The sequence below is a fragment of the Streptomyces goshikiensis genome (assembly GCF_014650555.1).
GTDB lineage: Bacteria > Actinomycetota > Actinomycetes > Streptomycetales > Streptomycetaceae > Streptomyces > Streptomyces goshikiensis.
In genome coordinates this window covers 80,827-98,267 of record NZ_BMVE01000016.1, presented here as the reverse complement: position 1 = coordinate 98,267, position 17,441 = coordinate 80,827, and the positions used below count along the sequence as shown (strand labels likewise).

At 73.1% G+C, this 17,441-nt stretch carries 16 protein-coding genes; 7 read left to right on the top strand and 9 right to left on the bottom strand.

The genetic code is table 11. The features are described 5' to 3' along the window. The first annotated feature begins 164 nt into the window (after positions 1 to 164). A complete protein-coding gene (locus IE248_RS32455; protein WP_100582267.1) occupies positions 165 to 626 on the top strand; it encodes a hypothetical protein in 462 nt (153 codons plus the stop codon). 204 nt (positions 627 to 830) lie between these two features. Here the strand turns inward: IE248_RS32455 and IE248_RS32450 are convergent, their stop codons facing one another. Together IE248_RS32450 and IE248_RS32445 are read right to left on the bottom strand one after the other, a co-directional pair. Continuing rightward, positions 831 to 2,453: a hypothetical protein gene (locus IE248_RS32450; protein ID WP_190032548.1), complete on the bottom strand. Its 1,623-nt coding sequence runs from the start codon at positions 2,451 to 2,453 to the stop codon at positions 831 to 833. Between the two features lie 210 nt (positions 2,454 to 2,663). Then, entirely contained in the window at positions 2,664 to 3,158 is a 495-nt protein-coding gene (locus IE248_RS32445; RefSeq protein WP_190032547.1) for a hypothetical protein, read from the bottom strand. A 162-nt stretch (positions 3,159 to 3,320) separates the two neighbouring features. Between IE248_RS32445 and IE248_RS32440 the strand changes: the two genes are divergently transcribed. After that, entirely contained in the window at positions 3,321 to 4,277 is a 957-nt protein-coding gene (locus IE248_RS32440) for an ATP-binding cassette domain-containing protein (RefSeq protein WP_190032546.1), read from the top strand. A 65-nt stretch (positions 4,278 to 4,342) separates the two neighbouring features. Beyond that, positions 4,343 to 5,158: an ABC transporter permease gene (locus IE248_RS32435; protein ID WP_100582260.1), complete on the top strand. Its 816-nt coding sequence runs from the start codon at positions 4,343 to 4,345 to the stop codon at positions 5,156 to 5,158. Between the two features lie 6 nt (positions 5,159 to 5,164). On the opposite strand, the gene IE248_RS32430 is transcribed toward IE248_RS32435, so the two are convergent. Next, complete coding sequence (locus tag IE248_RS32430) at positions 5,165 to 8,341, bottom strand: AfsR/SARP family transcriptional regulator (RefSeq protein WP_190032545.1); 3,177 nt, start codon at positions 8,339 to 8,341, stop codon at positions 5,165 to 5,167. Between the two features lie 192 nt (positions 8,342 to 8,533). On the opposite strand from IE248_RS32430, the gene IE248_RS32425 reads away from it, so the two are divergent. Then, positions 8,534 to 9,529 (top strand): PI-PLC domain-containing protein, encoded by a 996-nt coding sequence (locus IE248_RS32425; RefSeq protein ID WP_229895692.1) that lies wholly within the window; start codon positions 8,534 to 8,536, stop codon positions 9,527 to 9,529. Here IE248_RS32425 and IE248_RS38645 read toward each other — a convergent pair. Further along, a complete protein-coding gene (locus tag IE248_RS38645) occupies positions 9,526 to 9,654 on the bottom strand; it encodes a hypothetical protein (RefSeq protein ID WP_373301684.1) in 129 nt (42 codons plus the stop codon). The two genes, IE248_RS32425 and IE248_RS38645, sit on opposite strands and share 4 nt — an antisense overlap. Between IE248_RS38645 and IE248_RS38640 the strand changes: the two genes are divergently transcribed. Further along, positions 9,593 to 9,802, top strand: a complete 210-nt coding sequence (locus IE248_RS38640) for a hypothetical protein (RefSeq protein ID WP_190032544.1) — start codon at positions 9,593 to 9,595, stop codon at positions 9,800 to 9,802. The genes IE248_RS38645 and IE248_RS38640 overlap by 62 nt on opposite strands. 34 nt (positions 9,803 to 9,836) lie before the next feature. On the opposite strand, the gene IE248_RS32415 is transcribed toward IE248_RS38640, so the two are convergent. Both IE248_RS32415 and IE248_RS32410 read right to left on the bottom strand, forming a co-directional pair. After that, positions 9,837 to 10,574, bottom strand: a complete 738-nt coding sequence (locus tag IE248_RS32415; protein ID WP_159032063.1) for a hypothetical protein — start codon at positions 10,572 to 10,574, stop codon at positions 9,837 to 9,839. Positions 10,575 to 10,880: 306 nt separating this feature from the next. Further along, entirely contained in the window at positions 10,881 to 11,384 is a 504-nt protein-coding gene (locus IE248_RS32410; protein ID WP_229895691.1) for a DUF4232 domain-containing protein, read from the bottom strand. A gap of 244 nt (positions 11,385 to 11,628) precedes the next feature. On the opposite strand from IE248_RS32410, the gene IE248_RS32405 reads away from it, so the two are divergent. Next, on the top strand, positions 11,629 to 12,126 hold the full coding sequence (locus IE248_RS32405) for a cupin domain-containing protein (protein ID WP_008740893.1): 498 nt from the start codon (positions 11,629 to 11,631) through the stop codon (positions 12,124 to 12,126). Here IE248_RS32405 and pdxR read toward each other — a convergent pair. The 3 genes from pdxR to IE248_RS32390 all read right to left on the bottom strand — a co-directional run bounded on the left by pdxR (position 12,081) and on the right by IE248_RS32390 (position 16,627). Beyond that, entirely contained in the window at positions 12,081 to 13,541 is a 1,461-nt protein-coding gene (gene pdxR, locus IE248_RS32400; protein ID WP_100582256.1) for a MocR-like pyridoxine biosynthesis transcription factor PdxR, read from the bottom strand. The genes IE248_RS32405 and pdxR overlap by 46 nt on opposite strands. 87 nt (positions 13,542 to 13,628) lie before the next feature. Beyond that, positions 13,629 to 15,908, bottom strand: a complete 2,280-nt coding sequence (locus IE248_RS32395; protein WP_190032542.1) for a S9 family peptidase — start codon at positions 15,906 to 15,908, stop codon at positions 13,629 to 13,631. 44 nt (positions 15,909 to 15,952) lie between these two features. Next, complete coding sequence (locus tag IE248_RS32390; protein WP_100582254.1) at positions 15,953 to 16,627, bottom strand: DUF4097 family beta strand repeat-containing protein; 675 nt, start codon at positions 16,625 to 16,627, stop codon at positions 15,953 to 15,955. 273 nt (positions 16,628 to 16,900) lie between these two features. Between IE248_RS32390 and IE248_RS32385 the strand changes: the two genes are divergently transcribed. Beyond that, positions 16,901 to 17,347 carry an SsgA family sporulation/cell division regulator gene (locus tag IE248_RS32385; RefSeq protein WP_124291089.1) on the top strand — a complete coding sequence of 149 codons (447 nt, stop codon included), beginning with the start codon at positions 16,901 to 16,903 and terminating at the stop codon, positions 17,345 to 17,347. Positions 17,348 to 17,441: the final 94 nt, after the last annotated feature.

Here is a 17,441-nt window from a genome sequence, read left to right as displayed (position 1 = left end):
GCGGGTGAGCCGCGCGGGTGAGCGGCGCGGCCCTCACCCGGGCGGCCCAGGCCCGCGGGCCGGATCTCGCCGGTCCGTGCGTTCCTGAAAGGGCCGCTGCACCCCCTTCGCGTTGCGCGTGGCGGTCGTGCGGGCATGAGTCAGGAACGGAGAGGGGGTAAGTCGTGTCCGAACGAGACAACGCGCCCGCGGTGGAAACCTCGCTGTGGTCGGCCGTCACCCTGCTGGACGAACGGGGGCCGGCCGCGGCCCGGGCGGCCGTCGAGGAGGTCCTGTCCGCGCTTCCCGGCCGCCGGGGGCGGGACTGGACGGCCCCGCAAGAGGCCCGGATCCGGGCCCTGGTGAAGGGGATGGACGCTCTGCGCACCCTCGACCGGGCGCCGGAGGGCTGGTGGGGCCGGCGCAGGGCGCGGCGCGCTCGCCGGCGGCTGGCGGTCCTGATGCGGGTGGCGGGTCCGAAGCTGGTGGACGAGGCCGCGCTGCGGTGCTGGAAGTCCGCGCGGGTCCTTGAGGTCCTGAAGGCGTTCGCCGCCGGCCGCAGGGACCGGGCGGAGGTCGCCGAAGTCCTCGACCGGCTGCGCGTGGTGCAGCGGGCGACGTACCTGGACCTGGGGCAGGCCGCCTAGTCAGTCGGCCACGCTCAGGATGCTTGCGGCTGCAGATTGACCGGAATCCGTTCCGCAATCATGGGGCGGCCGTCCCGGAATTGTCCCGACCCGGCGTGCGGCGTGGCCTCGCGAGCGGAGTTCGGGTCGGGAGTCGGCAGCGTGAGAACGGCTGGGCGGGTAGGCGGGGGATGCCGTGGCCGGCGCGGCATCCCCCGCCCGGGGTCAGGAGTCCGAGCGGAACGCGCCGTGGACCCGCAGGTCTCCCTGGATCGAGACCTGCTCTCCCTTGGCGTGCACCAGCCATCCCGCGTGCTCGTTGCGCACCGCGAGCCCGCCGTTGGCGTTCGCCTGCTCGCGGAAGAGCGACTCGCCCTCCACGATGAGCTTGAACTGCTCGTGGTTGGTCCGCAGCTTGCCCCGGACCGTCAGGTCGCTCGCCACGACCGCGCCGGCGATCTCGGCGCTCTGCGAGGCCCGCAGCTCGCCGTTGACGCTCAGCTCACCTCCGATGGAGGCGTTCTGAGCGGCGCTCAGCTCGCCCTCGGCGTCCAGCCGGCCGTGGACGATCAGCCGGGACGGCCCGCTCTGTGTCTCCAGTACGTCCGTGACCGTCAACCCGCCGTCCAGGGTGAGCCGGTCCTTGACCCGTGCCCGGTCGGTGACGAGGTCGTTGAGGTCGGCCTTGTCGGCCGCCACGGTCCCCCACTGCCGGTCCCCCTCGCCCCGGAAGACGTTGACCCCGGCGGCCGGGAACTCGATCCACCCGGCGGCGGCGTCCCGGCCCTGCACCCAGGCGGTGTTGATGCCGTTCAGGTCGGCCTTGTCGGCGGCGACGGTCCCCCACTTACGGTCGCCCTCGCCGCGGAACACGTTCAGCCCGGCGGCGGGGAACTCGATCCAGCCGGCGGCGGCGTCGCGGCCCCGCACCCACCGTGTGGTCACGCCCTCCACGTCGGCCTTCCCGGCCGAGACCAGGCCCGGTTCGCCGTCGGCGGCGAGGACCTCGACGCCGTCCTCGGTCAGGACGATCACGCCCTTGTCCGTGGTGCCCTCGATCCGGGGCGCGAAGAGGCCCTGGGTGGCGGTGACGGCCTCGAACTCGGGCCTGCGCACGGCGACGGTGGTCGTGAGGAAGTAGCCGGGCTGCCGTCCGTCCGGGGAGGTGGCCACCAGGGTGTAGGTGGCGTCCCGCAGGGGTGCGTCGTCCGGGCCGGGCGACCACCGCCAGTCGGGCCCGGAGCGTTGCGGGACGGGTACGGAGAGGCCGTCCGGGCCCTCGATCGTGTAGGTCAGGGTGTCGGGGCCGTCCCACACCAGGACCACGTTCTCGCCCCCGTCCACCAGGGCTTCCTCCGGGCGGAAGTTGCGCGGTGCCTTCGGCGCGCGCTTCAGCAGGCTCAGGGTCAGGGGGTGGGTGCGCACCCCGTCCCCCGGGTCCCCGCCCGAGATCTCGTTCACCGTGAGGCGGACCAGGCCCTCCTTGTCGGAGACGGGGAACCCGTCCAGCGACAGGACCATCGAATCGCCCGGGGTGAACAGCCCGCCGAGGGCGGCGGAGACCGTGAAGGTGCGGGTGCCCGCGTCCCACTCGTCCTTCGGTACGTCCCCGAACCGGACCGCGTAGGGCTCGATCCCGGTCTTGATCATGTCCGGCCGGTCCGTCAGGTCCCCGGCCTCCTTCCCGCAGGGCAGGACCACCTCGATCTGGTACCAGGGCACCCAGTCCGTCGTCGGATTGGAGACGACGATGTACACCGTGCCCGCCACGGACGTCTGGGCGTCGTCCGACCCGGACGTCTGGAGCGGAACCGGGTCGGTAAGGATCTCGTAGCTCAGAGCAGCCATCGCTCAAAACCCCCTTGTTCGACTGGCGGGCGCTCGCCCCCCACGGACGCGGTCCCCGCCGCACGGAGCGCTGTCCATCCGGACCCCGCGAAAACCCCGATACGCCATGACCGGCGCGAAACAGGTGGGCAATGGCCAGAACGGGACCGAATCCGGCACGGCACGCAGGTGATCCGAAATCGCCCCCGTTCGAAAGGCGGCTCCCGCTCGTCAGGCCCCGAGCGCGCCCAGCAGGGCGCGGGCGCCGGATTCGAGGGCCGCGGGGTCGGCCCGGGAGGGGCTGACGGCCTCCATGTGGGCGTACACAGGCTCGTCGCTCGTCGAGGTACCGGTGCGGTTCCCGGCGAATTTGGTATAGGCGTCGACGATGAGGTAGGGCAGCCCCTCGTCGAAGCCGATGACCGCCTGCACCTGGTTGCGGGTGTCGTTGTACAGGGTGAAGAAGTCGGATTCGCCGGCCCCGGCCGAGAGGGTGTCGAGGATGCCGCGGGCGAAGTTCCGCAGGTCCTCGGCTCTCGCCGTACCGAGCAGGTACGGGGTGATCTCCACCAGCCAGGTGCCCTCCGGCCCGGCGCCGCGCAGGACCGCGAACCGGACCGGGCGTCCCCCGCTGTTCTCCAGCGCGCCGAACTCCGCCACGACCACGCTGTCTTCCCGCATGGCGCGCACTTCCGCGGTCACTCCCCTGCCCATGTCCCCGTTCACGGGACGACGGTACCTGGGCGGGCCGGGCCCCGGCGCTGACAGGGGCTGACAGGGGCTGACAGGGCTCGGCGGGGGTTGTCAGCGGGGTGGCCGGGGGGTGTCAGGGAGGGGCGGCAGGGTCTGGGGCGTCGAGAACGAGGAACTGACGAGGAGTTGTCGAGCATGGCGTACGCGATCCGGGCCGAGGGGCTGGTCAAGAAGTACGGGGACTTCACCGCGCTGGACGGTGTCGATCTGGAGGTGCCGGCCGGGAAGGTCGTCGGCGTCCTCGGGCCCAACGGGGCGGGCAAGACCACCACCGTGCGCATCCTGGCCACGCTGATGCGGCCCGACGGCGGGCACGCCACCATCGGCGGGCACGACGTCGTGAAGGACCCGGTCAAGGTGCGGCAGCTGATCGGGCTGACCGGGCAGTACGCCTCCGTGGACGAGAGCCTGTCCGGCGTCGAGAACCTGGTGCTCATCGGGCGGCTGCTCGGTCTGTCGCGGCGCGGTGCGAAGGTGCGGGCGGCGCAGCTGCTGGAGGACTTCTCGCTCACCGAGGCGGCCCGCAAGCCGATCGCCACCTTCTCCGGCGGCATGCGGCGGCGCCTCGACCTGGCGGCCTCCCTGGTCGGCAGGCCGCAGGTGCTCTTCCTGGACGAGCCCACCACCGGTCTGGACCCGCACGCCCGGCAGGAGGTGTGGGACGTCGTACGGCGGCTGGTCGCCGACGGCTCCACGGTGCTGCTCACCACCCAGTACCTGGAGGAGGCCGACCAGCTCGCCGACTCCATCACCGTCTTCGACAAGGGGCGCAAGGTCGCCGAGGGCCGGCCCGGTGAGCTCAAGCGCCGTGTCGGCGGCCAGATCCTCCAGGTCCGGCCCACCGTGGCCGCCGACGTGCCGCAGGTCGCCGGGATGCTCGCCGAGCTGACCGGGCACGTCCCCGCCCAGGAGTCCGGCGTACTCACCGTGCCGGCCGATGACCCGCTGGTCGTCGCCGCGGTCGCCCGCCGCCTGGACGGTGCCGGGATCACCGCCGACGAGCTCGGCCTGCGGCTGCCCAGCCTGGACGAGGTCTTCCTCGCCCTGACCGGGCACGCGCCCGCCACCGAGGGTCAGGCCGTCGGCGTCTGAGCGGTCGTCGTGCCAGTCCGCCCCCTTCCGCTTCCCCCTCCCCCTCTCCCCGAAAGGCATTCGTCATGAGCATCCAGTTCCCCGCCGGCCACGCCGGGCCCGCCGGCCGCGTCGGCCTGGCGCAGACCGCCCGCCACAGCCTCGCCCTCGCCGGCCGCGGGGTCACCAGGTTCATGAAGTCGCCGATGCAGCTGGTCGACGTGGTCCTCACTCCGATCATCAGCCTGCTGATGTTCATCTACCTCTTCGGTGACGCCATGTCCGGCGGCGACACCGACGGATACCTGCAGCTCGTCGCCCCCGGCGTCATGGTCATGGCCGTCTTCCAGGCGAGCATCGGCGTCGGCGCCTCGCTGGCCGCGGACGCCAGCACCGGGATCTTCGACCGCTTCCGCAGCATGCCGATCGCCCGCTCCAGCCCCCTGATCGGCGCCGTCCTGGCCGACATCGTGCGCTACGTCGTCTGCCTGGGCGCCCTGGTCCTCCTCGCCCTCGTCATGGGCTACCGGGTCCAGAGCGGTCCGCTCGCCTCCCTCGCCGCGCTCGCCCTCCTCATCGGTTTCGCGCTCAGCTTCTCCTGGATCTCGGTGTACCTCGGGATGCTGATCAAGAACCCGGCCTCCGTGCAGGGCCTGATGACCATCCTGATCCTGCCGCTCACCTTCGCCAGCAACGTCTTCATCCCCCGGGAGGGCATGGCCGGCTGGCTCCGGGCCTGGTCCGACGTCAACCCCGTCTCCCTGGTCGCCGAGACGGTCCGCGGCCTGCTGGGCGGCGGACCGGTCGCCGGTTCCCTCTTCGGCACCCTCGCCTGGATGGCCGGCGTGATCGTGGTCTTCTTCCCGCTGGCCCTGCACGCCTACCGCAAGAACGCCGTCTGAGACCCGTCAGGTGCTCCGCAGGGTCTCCGCCTCCAGCCACCGCAGGGCGTCGTCACGGGAGTACGCGGCGCCCCGCGCGTACTCCGTCTCGAAGCCGCGGCGGCCCAGCGCCGCCACGATGCGCTCGATGAGCTCGCGCCACTCCGGCTCGCCGTGGTCGAAGGCCCCGCGCATCACCTGGCTCATGCCGAGCGATCTGGCGCCCTCCTCGGGAGCGCCCTCCACCGTACGGATCCCGCCGAGCAGTTCGGCCACCCAGGCGAGCCCGGCTCCCGCTCCCTGGCCGAACAGGGCGCCGGCCGCCTCGGGCAGCAGGGCCCTGGCCCGTACGGCGTCCCCGGCGGCGAGGCGGTTCTCGATGCGGGTGCTGACGATCAGGTCGCGAGCCAGCCCCTTGAGGGCGGGGCGCCGCGCGCCCAGCGCCTCCAGGCGGTCCAGGGTGGCGTCCGACTGGGCCAGGTCACCGGCTCTGCGGTGCACATTGGCCAGGCCCACCAGGATGTTGGCCTCCAGGCGCAGCTGTCCGCGCTCGCGGGCCTGGCGGTGCGCGGCGTACAGGTCGCGGAAGGCGCCCTCCAGGTCGCCGCTGCGCCGGCGTTCGCGGGCGAGCCTGGCCTTGCTGAGGTAGAGGTAGTCCTCGGTGCCGAGTTCGGAGCTGAGCGCCACGCAGCGTTCGAAGGTGGCGATGGCCTCGGGGTACTCGCCGCGCAGCGAGTGGTCGCGGCCGATGGGCAGGAGGCTCATCACGAGGCCCCAGCGGTCGCCCACCGCCTCGAAGCCGCGCAGGGCCAGGGCGCGGGACGCGGCGCCGGTGACCAGGTCGCCCTGTTCGGTGAGCGCGAAGTCCCGTGCCAGGTGGGCGCCGGCCCGTACCCAGGGGTCGGGCGAGTCGAGGGGGTCCTCCCGGTCGGCGGCCGTGCCCGGTCCCGGTCCCGGGGCGCCGGTGGGCGGGGCGACGCGGGACATGCGCAGGAGCAGCGCGGCCGGGTGGAACTCGCGCGCGGTGGCCGTACCTCCTTCGGCGGCCGGGTGGGCGTCGAGGGCGGAGCCGAGGTGGGCGTCGAGGTGGGCGTCCATCCCCCTGATCCCCCAGTACCAGAACATCGCCCCCGCGAAGCGTGCCGCCGTGTCCGCGTCCCCGGCGTCCGCGACCGAGCGGAGAGCGAGGACGAGGTTGTCGTGTTCGGCGTCGAAGACCTCGATCGCCCGCAGCTGTTCGCGGGTGCGCAGGCGGGGTTCGTGTTCCTCGGCGAGCGCCAGGAAGTACGCGCCGTACCGCCGGGTGACGGCGTCGCCGGGCTCGGCCTCGGCGAGGCGCCGCGCCGCGTACGCCCGTACCGTCTCCAGCATCCGGTAGCGCGGCCCGCCCGTCGCCGCCACCACGGTGACCAGCGATTTCTCGACCAGGGCGTCCAGGACGTACGGGATGTCACCGGCCGGGAGCGAGGGGTCCGCGCAGACCGCTTCGAGCGCGGATACGGTCGCGCCGCCCGGGAACACCGACAGCCGGCGGGCGAGGATCCGCTCGGGCTCGTCGAGCAGGTCCCAGCTCCACTCGACGAGCGCGAGCAGGGTGCGCTGGCGCGGCAGGGCGGTGCGGCTGCCCGAGGCGAGGAGGCGGAACCGGTCGTCGAGGCGGCGCGCGACCTGCTCGACGCTCATCGAGCGGAGCTTCGCCGCGGCCAGTTCGAGGGCGAGCGGCATCCCGTCGAGGCGCCGGCAGACCTCGACCACGGCGTCGAGGGTGCGGTCGTCGAGCGCGAAGTCCGGCCGGACGCCGGTGGCCCGGTCGACGAAGAGGCGTACGGCCGGGGACTGCGCGGCCTCGGCGGGCTCCGGTGAGCCCGTCGGCACGTCGAGGGGGCCGAGGTGGCACAGGGCCTCGCCGGTGATGGCGAGGGCCTCCCGGCTGGTGGCGAGGATCCGCAACTCGGGCAGCTGGTCAAGGAGTTCGGCGGCGAGCTCGGCGGCGGCCTCGACGAGGTGCTCGCAGTTGTCGAGCAGGAGCAGGGCGTCGCCGCTGCCGAAGAGCCCGGCCATGCGCTCGACCGGGGTGGCCCGCTGCCCCTGGGCGGCGTCGTAGAGCCCGCCGTCGGTGGAGCTGAGGGCGCCGAGCACGGCGTCGGCCAGCTGGTCCGGCGCGCTGACGCCGGCGAGCGGTACGAACCAGACCCGGCCGCGCGCGTGGGCGCGGTCGCGGGTGGCCGCTTCGCAGGAGAGCCTGGTCTTGCCGGCGCCGCCGGGGCCGACGATGGTGACGAGCCGGCCGCGGTCGAGCTGGCGGGCGAGCCCGCCGAGTTCCGCGTCGCGGCCGACGAAGCTGGTGAGGCGGGCGGGCAGCGGGCCGGGGGCGGCCTTGCCTCGCCCGGCGGGCGTCTCCAGCCGGCCCCGGAGCAGGGCGAGGTGGACTTCGCGCAGTTCGGCCGAAGGGTCGACGCCGAGTTCGTCGCCGAGCCGCTCCCGTATCGCCTCGTAGACGGCGAGGGCCTCGGACTGCCGTCCGGCGGCGGCCAGCGCCCGCATCCGCAGACCGGCGACCCGCTCGCTCAGCGGCCGCGCGGCGCCCGCCGCCTCCAGGTCGGACAGCACCTCCCCGTGCCGTCCGAGCCGCAGCTCGGCCTCGGCGCGGTCCTCGGCGGCGGCGGTGCGCAGCGCGTCGAGCCGGGTCGCGGCGGGCCGCGCGAAGGGGGCGTCGAGTACGTCGCCGAGCGCCTCGCCCCGCCACAGTTCGAGGGCCGTCCCGAGGAGCGAGGCAGCCTCGCCGGGGCGGCCGGCCGCGAGTTCGCGCCGGCCGCGGGCGGCCAGGTCCTCGAAGCGGTGGACGTCCACGTCCTCGGGGCGCACCGGGAGCCGGTAGCCGCCGGGGGCGGACTCCACCGTCGCGGCCCCGCGCAGCGACCTGCGCAGCCGGGACACCAGTGCCTGCAGGGCGTTGGCCGCGTCGGCGGGCGGTGCCTGCCCCCACAGGCCGTCGACGAGCGAGTCGGTGCTCACCGTGCGGCCCTCACCGAGCGCGAGGCGGGCGAGGAGCATCCGCAGCCGCGGGCCGCCCACCTCGACCGGCGCCTGCCCGGCCCCGGCCCCGGCCCCGTCGTCGGCGTACACCCGTACCGGTCCCAGCAGCTCTACGCGCACCACGGCGGTCTCCCCCTCCGGACCGACCGGGTCCCCCGTGTCGATCATCCTCCAACGCCGGGTCAGCATCGTCTACGCGGGGGCCGCGGTAAAGGCGGGCGGCGCCGCGGCCGCAGGCGGTTTCCCGCCACTCCGTGGCTGCCTTCCACCAGGTCCATTCATCATGCATTTATCGCGTGCCAGCATGTGCGGGACCAGAACAAATGTCCGATCAGGACACCGATATGACGGGGAGTTTTCTTGACCACTCACCTCAGGCGTGCTGCCGGTTCACGGGTGCGGGCGCTCTTGGCGCTGATGGCGGCCCTGTGCGCGGTCATCGGTACCACCGCGCTCACGACGACCCCGGCGGCAGCGGCCGATCAGCGTCACCCGATCTACGCCATCGCGCACCGCGTCGACACCCTGGCCGGTGTGGACGCGGCCCTCAAGCACGGCGCCAACAGCATCGAGATAGACGTCTGTGCCTGGTGGAACCCGAACGAATGGCGGGCCTACCACGACTGTTCCTCGGCCGGTGACAACCGGCTGGGCCCCAGCTTCGACAGCATGATCGACCGCATTCTGTCCAACGCCAACGCGGGGCGCCGGCTGTCGCTGGTCTGGCTGGACATCAAGGACCCGAACTACTGCGGGGAGCGGGAGAACCGCGGGTGCAGCGTCGCCGGACTGCGCGACAAGGCGCAGCGGCTGACGGCCGCCGGGATCCAGGTGCTGTACGGGTTCTACGAGTACCACGGCGGCAACACCCCGGACGTGGGCGGCCGGGGCTGGCAGAGCCTGGAGGGCCGGCTCGGCAGCCTGGAGGGGATCACCTCGACCGGTACCCGCGACCAGGTCCAGGGTGCCTTCAACCGGTCCGGTTCCGGGTTCCCGGCCGGCCGCCGGGCGATGGACTACGGCGACAGCGACATCACCAAGGGGTTCGGCAACTGCACGGAGGCCACCTACAACACCTGTGCGGAGCTGAAGAAGGGCGCCGGGGACCGTGACGCCGGACGGCTCGCGGCCACGCTGTCCTGGACGACCACCTACAACGACCCGTGGTACGTGGACAAGCTGCTGGGCGACGGGCGCGTGGACGGCATCATCGCGGGCTACGGGGCCTTCACCGGGGTGCGCGAGTACGACGACAGCTGGCAGTGCGCCAACTCGATCGGCCTCATCCGTGACTGGGTGAACCGCCACGGCGGCACGCATCGCATGGCCGGCCCCGGGGACCGCCTGTTCCGCTAGGCACGGGCCCGTCCCCCGCGATGTCGTGCGCTTCCCCGCGCGAGCGCACGACATCGCGTCAGCGTGACGCCGACGGGCGAGCGGGCGAACAGCGGGGCCCCGGCCCCGGCCTCCGGCCCCTTGATCGCCCGGCTCAGCGGCGGCTGGCTCATGTGGTCCCGCGACCTGCGGGACGGGCTCGGCGACGGCCTGCGAACGCTGACGCCGCAGGCCGCCATCGACACCATGAGCCGCTACGCGACCGGGCCCGCCGCCGGCCTCATCCGGGAGTGAATTCACCTGAAGGAGAATTCACCGGCATTTCCGTTTATTCGTCCTTGAGGTAACCGCCCACGAAGCCGCGGTAGTCGGCCCAGACCCGCTCCCGCTTGTCCCATTCGCTACCCCAGCACGATGCCGACCAAATGGTCTCGCTCTGGGCATTGTCGGCCGGCGCGGAGGAAATCCATTCCTTCACCGGGCTGTGGGAGAAAGAGCATCCCGGCACGGAAAGGGAATGGGTCGCACTGCCCGGGTACACCTTCGTGGTGTCCTTGCCCTTTACCTGGTAGTTGGTCCGCACCGTGACCCGCGAGACCTTGACGCCCATGACCCTGTCGGTGATCGAGTACGAGGCCCACATGTCCCGGTAGCCGGAGGCCCTGAGCGCCACGGAGCTGTGGGGCGAGGCCTCGTCGACGCCGCTGAGGGACTCGTGCTGCACCACGACGTCGCCGCCGGCCAGCACCTGCTGCGACGAGCCCACGAGCGCGGACGGGGCCTCGGCCGGGTCGAAGACCTTGCGCATCACCGCGTGGTCCTCGATCAGGTCGAGGAAGCGGGTCTTGTCGGCTTTCGACAGGGCGGCGAATCCCTGGGCGGTCTCCTCGGCCTGCGTGTCCCCCTGGGCCGACTGCGACGCGAGGTAGGCCGTGTACTTGGCGATCCGTACGGTCGAGGTCCAGGAGTCGTCGGCCTGGGCCGAGCCCGGCAGCATGGCCAGGGTCACTCCGGCGAGAGCGACGCCGGCGGCCGTGGTGACACCTCTTCTGAAAGTGGAGCGCATAACTTTCTTTCCCCTTAGGTCCATACCACTCGAAGCCGTTCGAGCAGGAAAGGGAAAAGGGCATGAATGTACACCCTGCAAATCCCCCGTTCCCCCCGTGTTGCGCGCACCCGGCTCTTTCATTCCCCTGGGCCGGGCCGCGCTTCGCAAAGACTGCACGGGGAGGACGCGACGCGTCAATCGATCTTCCGGGATTTGAGGTAGACCTGAGTTAAGACGAACGCCATGGCAAAGGCTTCGCAATATACGGAATTGGCGAATCCGAATAACCGGCCGCGAAGCCCGATTTCTCCCGCTCGGTCGCGGTCAGGCGCCTTCTTCCACCGGGCCGACGAGGGTGCCGGGGGCGACCATCAGCGCGCCCTCGGCGAAGGAGGCGCCGGGGATCGGCCCGTCCGGGCCCCGGAGCGTGAAGGACGCCTCGTCCGCGCGGACCTGACGGGCGTCGCCCGGGACCTGGATGTCGAAGTGCACCGGGCGGCCGGGGCCGAAGGTGACCACGGCACTCTGGTCGCCGTAGCGGCTGGCGGTGACCGGGGTGTGCGAGCCGTGGTCGGAGAACCGCACGTCGGTCGGCGAACCGGCCAGCGCGCAGGGGTCGTAGCCGCGCGGCGCGGTCAGGGTGACGCGGTAGTGGTGGTGCCCCGCACTGGCCGGCGCCGAGGTGATCTTCGCGGTGTGGTTGGCCGGACGGCACGCCGAGGGGGCGGCGCCGCGTCCCGCCGCCGGGGCGGCCTGCGCGACGGCCGGGGCCGCGGCGGTCAGCAGCGCGGCGGCGAGGGCGATGGCGGTCTTGTGGTGGGTGCGCACGGAGCACTCCTTGCCTTGCACGTCGGCCCCGCGGGTGTGCTCTGCCGGGGCCCTGGTCGGTATGACCTGTTCCCCGGCGTGCTGTCAGAGAATGTCCCGAGATCGTCACGGCTCTGACCGCCCCCGAATTGACCCATGATTCCGGGCCTTCAATGCACCCTTCCGTGGGTCTTTCCGGAGACTAGATTCAGTGGTGTCGCCGGGAGGGACCGGTCGGCGGAACCACTGAAACCAAGGAGTGCCCATGACGTTCACCAGCGCCGCGAAGCCCGTCCTCGTCCGCGCGGCCGAGGCCGAGACGCTTCAGGACGGGGCGACCAGCCTGATCACGCTGCTCGCCGACGCGAACGCCACCGGCGGTGCGCTGACCGCCAACCGGGCGACGCTGCACAAGGGTTCGCCCGGTGCTCCCGCGCACTTCCACACCCGGGCGACCGAGATGTTCTACGTACTGGGCGGGTCCATGCGGATCCTCCTCGACGACCAGGTCCTCACGCTCGGCCAGGGCGACTTCCTGACCGTGCCGCCGACCGTGCCGCACGCCTTCGCGCCGGCCCCGGACAGCGAGGCCGAGATGCTCGTCGTCTTCACCCCGGGGATGGACCGGTTCGACTACTACCGGCTGCTGGAGCGGGTGTACCAGGGCGAGGCCTCGGTGCAGGACATCCGTGACAGCTCCGAGCAGTTCGACAACCACTACTTCGAGAGCCCGGTCTGGCAGCGGGAACTCGCCCGTCGCTGAACGGGGGGCAGGATCGTGCAGAGCGCGTCCAGGGCGGCGGCGTACGCGTGGTCCGGCGGGGCCGCGTAGCCGACGACCAGCCCGTCGAACAGGGCCTCGGCGGTGTCGGGATGCCGGAAGCCGGCGAGCCCGTCGAGTCCGAGGCCGAGCAGGGAAGCGGCGTCCACGGCCGCGGTCTCGGTGCCCGGGGGCAGCCGCAGCACCGCGTGCAGCCCCGCCGCGATCCCGGTGACCTCGATGTGCGGCGCGTGCTCGGCGAGCGCGGCGACCAGGCGGCCCCGGCGGTCTCGGTAGCGCTGGCGCATCTGCCGGACGTGCCGATCGTAGGCGCCGGAGGCGATCAGGTCCGCGAAGGTGAGCTGGTCCACGACGCCCGTCCAGCGCTCGCGCAGGCCCTTCGCCGCGAGGATCGGAGCCACCAGCCGCTCCGGCAGCACCATCCAGCCCAGCCTCAGCGCGGGCGACACGCTCTTGGCGGCCGAACCGACGTACAGGACGTGGTCGGGGTCCAGCGCCTGGACCGCGCCGATCGGTTCGCGGTCGTACCTGAACTCCCCGTCGTAGTCGTCCTCGATCACCACGCCGCCCCGGGCACGCGCCCAGTCGACCGCCGCGCCCCGCCGCGCCGCGGAGAGCGGCCCGCCCACGGGGAACTGGTGGGCCGGGGTGAGCAGCACCGAGCGCACGTCGCGGCGCCCCCGCAGTTCCTCCGTTCTCGTGCCGAGCCCGTCCATGCCGAGCGGCACCGTCCGTACGCCCTCGGCGCCCAGCAGGGCGCGGTGGAAGGCCAGGCCGTACGCCTCGACGGCGAGCGGGCCGCGCAGCACACCGCCGCCGAACAGCAGCCGCAGCGCGTCGGAGAAGCCCGCGCAGATCACGATGCGCTCCGGGGAGGTCCGTACGCCCCTCACCCGGGCGAGGTAGTCCGCGAGCGCGGTGCGCAGCTCGATGCGGCCCTGCGGATCGCCCGGCCCGAAGGCGTCGTGCGGCGCGGCGGTGAGCGCCCGGCGGGCCGAGGTCGCCCAGGCGGTCCTGGGGAACGACGAGGCGTCCGGGCGGCCCTGCGCCAGGTTGTGCGCGGGCGCGGCGGGTCCCGTCGGGGTCCCGACCGGCGCGCGCACCGCCCTGGCGGGTGCGGCGCGCTCGGCGACGCGGGTGCCCGAACCCTGCCGGGCGGTCAGCCAGCCCTCGGCGACCAGTTCCGCGTAGGCGTCGGCGGCCGTGTTCCGGGCGATGCCGAGGTCGGCGGCGAGCGACCGGTAGGGCGGCAGCCGGACCCCGGCCGCCAGCCGCCCTTCCTGGATGGCCTCGCGCAGGGCCTGGGCGAGGGCGGCCCGGCGCGAGCCCGTCCCGGCCAGCACCAGGTGCAGGTCGGCGCCGATACGTTCGGCCGAATTGACCCATGATCGCGACACGGGGAGGCACCTTTCCGGGGGTCAGCGGGTTCCCCAGATTAGTGATCATGAGGAACCCCACCGCGCCCGAGGGGCACCGCGGCGTCCTCAGGCGAACAGCTCGGCGAGCAGTTCGGGGCCGATGGCGATGGGGGCCGGGCGGTAGGCGGGCGGCTGCGTCCCCATCAGCTCGCGCACGAGGAAGTCCCAGCAGCGTTTGCGGACGTAGGCGAGGCAGTCGATGAACGTGTGCTCGGCCCCGGGCACGATGAGCAGCTCGAAGTCCTTGTCGGCGGCGATGAGCCGGTCGGCCAGGCGGAGCGTGTGGTCCGGGTGGACCTGGTCGTCCATCGCGCCGTGGACGAGCAGCAGCCGGCCCGTCAGCTGGTGGGCCAGGTCGGTGTTCGAGGTGCGGGCCCAGGTGCCGGGGCTGTCCGCGCCGTCGTAGGCCTCCACGAAGCCCGGGTTGAAGTGGCGGGCGTCGTGGGAGCCGGAGAGGGCGACCGCGGCCTTGTACGTCCGGGGGTGGTCCAGCACCGCCCGGGCCGCGGCGAAGCCGCCTCCGGAGTGCCCGAGGGCGCCCACCCGGTCCAGGTCCATCCAGGGCCGGGTACGGGCCAGCTGCGGCAGCGCGGCAACGTGGTCGGCGAGGCAGCCGGCATCGGCGAGGTGGCCGTACGAGGCGTCGTGGAAGGACTTGCTCCGGCCCGGGGTGCCCCGTCCGTCCAGGGCCACCACCACGAAGCCCAGCGCGGCGAGGGGTTCGGCGTCGAGGCCCGTCCCGCCGGGGTCGAAGGACGGCGAGACCCGGGCCACCTGCGGGCCGGGGTAGAGGTTGTCCACCACCGGGTAGCGCCGGGCGGGGTCGAAGCCCCGCGGCCGGTACAGGACCCCGTAGACGTCGGTGACGCCGTCGGCCGCCTTGACGCGGAACCGTTCCGGCGGCGTCCAGCCGGTGGCGGTCAGCCCGCCGGTGTCGGCGCGCTCCAGCTCGACGAGGACGCGGCCGGTCCAGTCGCGGACGCGGGTCACCGGCGGGGTGTCGACGGTGGAGGCGGAGTCGACGAAGTACTCCTGGCCGCCGCCCGGCAGGGTCACGACGTGGTCCAGGGCGTCGTCCGTGACCTTGGCGAAGCCGGAGCCGTCCAGGCCGATCCGGCACACCGTGCGGCGGTACGGGTCCTCCTCGACCAGCCCGGAAGCGGTGAAGTAGACCACCCGCCGGGCCTCGTCGACGCGCAGGATCTGCCGCACCGCCCACGGCCCGGAGGTGACCTGCCCGAGGGGTGCGCCGGTGCGCAGGTCGTAGCGGTACAGGTGGCCCCAGCCGTCCCGCTGCGAGTACCACAGGACCTCGTCGGCCAGCACCCGCACGATCGGAGGCTCGTACGCCCACTGGTTGGGCTCCACGCGGGTGGCCCCGCTCTCGCTCAGTACGGTGGTCACCTCGCCGGTGACCGGGTCGAGCCGGTGCAGGGTGAGGGTGCGCTGGTCGCGGGGGCGGGCGAGGTAGTACACCGCCGAGCCGTCCGGGGCCCACCACGCCCACCGGGCGGTGATCGGCGACAGCAGGGGCATCGGCAGCGGCTCGGCCCGCGCCCGGACCACCGTGCCCGCGGCGACGTCCAGCACGACCAGCTCGGCCAGCGGCAGGTGCTCGTCCCCGGCGTAGGCGTACCGCTGGGTGTGCGGGAGGGGCGCGCCGCCGTCGGCGGGCCTGGCTTCCACGAGGTGGGTCCGGCGGACGTGGCGCTCGTCGGTCCGGTGGGCCAGCACCTTCGTCGAGTCGGGCGACCAGGCCACCGCGGGCGGCAGGTACGGCAGGCCGATCTTGCGCAGCAGGGTGGCGTTGGCGGTGGAGTCCGGGCCGGGGCCGTACTGGTGGTCGGGCGCGCCGTCGGTGGTCAGCGCCCACTCGCGGCCGTCGGACAGCGAGCGCGCCCACAGGTCGTGCCCCCGCCGGGACACCGCGACCGTCCCGTCGGGGGACGGCACCTCCAGCGGGCTGCCGGGCGGCGTGAACTCGGCGGGTTCGCAGACGTAGCCGTCGAGGCGGCAGCGCCAGTACGCGCCGAACGCGGCGAACTCCACGGCGTTCCCGGCCTGTTCGAACGCCGTGAACGGCAGGGCCCCGGGGTCGACCCGCTGCCCGGAGGCGGCGGCCAGCGCGGCGGCGAGGAGGGTGTGGTCGAAGGCCGGCTCGCGGGTGCCCGCGGCCGGGTCGACCAGCACGAACCGTCTGCCGGCGCCGTTGCTCACCGCGTACTGGAAGCGGGCGCCGCCCTCGATCCACTGCGGCCTGACCTTGTCGCCCACGACGAGCTCGCCGGGGCGGGCGGGACGGCGCAGGAGCCGCTCCGCGGCCTGGTAGTTCTCGGTGGTGCTCATGTTTTCCGGCCTTCCTCGGTGTCGATGCGTGGGGGCGTGCCGCTTCAGAGGGTGCGGGCGGTGATGTCGCCGGCGGCGGTGGTGGCCCGGATGGTGAGGGTGGCGGTGGCGCCTTCGGCGGTGGTGAGGGCGTTGTGGATCCGGCCGTAGGTGGTGCCGGCGTCGAGGGAGGCGCGGACGCCGCGGGCGGCGCCGACCGTGATGTCACCGGCGCTGGTGCTCAGTTCGAGCGCGCCGCGCAGGGCCTCGGTGACGGTCAGGTCGCCCTGCTGGGTGCTGATCTGCGCGGGGCCGCCGAGGCGGCCGACGGTGATGTCGCCGGCCTGGAGGGTGAGGTGGGCGCTCGCGGTCTCGTCCAGCTTGACGGTGCCCTGCGCGCCCTCGAAGGCGACGTCACCGAGCCGCCCGACGCCCCGGAACTCGGCGGCGGCCGCCTTCGCCTCGACGCGGGAGCCGGAAGGCAGCTGGACGGTCACCTCGACCGCGCCGGAGTTGATGCCCAGCAGCCGGTTCTTCGGCGCGGCGGCCCCGATCCGCAGGACGCCGTCGGCGTACTCGACCGTGACCAGCTCGGCGGCCTTCACGTCGCGGCCCTTCGAGGGGTCCGCGGGCAGCACCTCGACCGTGGTGTCGGCCCGGTCGGCGGCGATCAGCAGGATCCGGCCCGCGGGGACCTCCAGGACGGCGGCGACGGGGGCGGGGGTGGCGAACTTGTGCATCGTGCTCTCCTTCGTGGGAAGCGGGCGCTCTGTCGGCCCGCTGTTTCCGATGATGGAAAAGCTACGTTGCGTTCATGGATTCGGCAATCAATTCATTGCGCTCAACTGCCATATATGCAGGTCAAGTCGGGGAAATTGTTGCAATGAAATGGACGGTAATGCAACAATCTTCGCTTCGATCGTTGCAATGAATTGGAAGTGAACGCTCTCCCGGCGACGGTTCCTCCGGAGAGCTCCGTGTGGCGCGACGGAGAGGGGGCAGACGGGGTGCGGATGAGAAGTCCACCCCCGGAGGCCGTGTTGCAGTCCTGTGTGTCCGCCCTGATCGCCGTCCATCTCCAGCCGGTCGCCGGGGGTGGCGTGCCCCTCTTCGGGCAGTTCTCCTACGACAGCGCCGACCCGTACGCGGTGCGGGCGCAGTTCCTCACCCGGGACACGGTGCTGACCACCTGGTGCTTCGACCGCCAGATGCTGGCCGAGGGCCTCCACCGCCCCGTGGGCGAAGGGGACGTCACCTTCCGGCCGCAGTGGGCGGACGACGGCGAGTTCGTCCGCGTCGAGCTGAGCGACAGCGAGGGCGGGGAGGGAGCGGTGCTCCTCATCGCGGCGTCGGCGCTCTCCGCCTTCCTCGACGAGACGTACGCCGTCGTCACGCCCGGGGACGAGACCTTCGACGCCGACGGTTTCCTCGCGGAGCTCCTGGCCCGCCGGTACCCCTGATCCCGGCCCGGCCCTCCCCCAGGGCGGGATGCGGCCCCCGTCGCGGCCATGAGGGCCAAGGCCGCACCCCGCACCGGGCCCCTACCCGGTCCGG

Bases quoted from the DNA above. Each gene is read 5' to 3' on its own strand.
- IE248_RS32450 (WP_190032548.1), bottom strand. From the start codon at position 2,453: ATGGCTGCTCTGAGCTACGAGATCCTTACCGACCCGGTTCCGCTCCAG.
- IE248_RS32405 (WP_008740893.1), top strand. From the start codon at position 11,629: ATGACGTTCACCAGCGCCGCGAAGCCCGTCCTCGTCCGCGCGGCCGAG.
- IE248_RS32440 (WP_190032546.1), top strand. From the start codon at position 3,321: ATGGCGTACGCGATCCGGGCCGAGGGGCTGGTCAAGAAGTACGGGGAC.
- IE248_RS32395 (WP_190032542.1), bottom strand. From the start codon at position 15,908: ATGAGCACCACCGAGAACTACCAGGCCGCGGAGCGGCTCCTGCGCCGT.
- IE248_RS32385 (WP_124291089.1), top strand. From the start codon at position 16,901: ATGAGAAGTCCACCCCCGGAGGCCGTGTTGCAGTCCTGTGTGTCCGCC.
- IE248_RS32390 (WP_100582254.1), bottom strand. From the start codon at position 16,627: ATGCACAAGTTCGCCACCCCCGCCCCCGTCGCCGCCGTCCTGGAGGTC.
- IE248_RS32430 (WP_190032545.1), bottom strand. From the start codon at position 8,341: ATGATCGACACGGGGGACCCGGTCGGTCCGGAGGGGGAGACCGCCGTG.
- IE248_RS32415 (WP_159032063.1), bottom strand. From the start codon at position 10,574: ATGCGCTCCACTTTCAGAAGAGGTGTCACCACGGCCGCCGGCGTCGCT.
- IE248_RS32435 (WP_100582260.1), top strand. From the start codon at position 4,343: ATGAGCATCCAGTTCCCCGCCGGCCACGCCGGGCCCGCCGGCCGCGTC.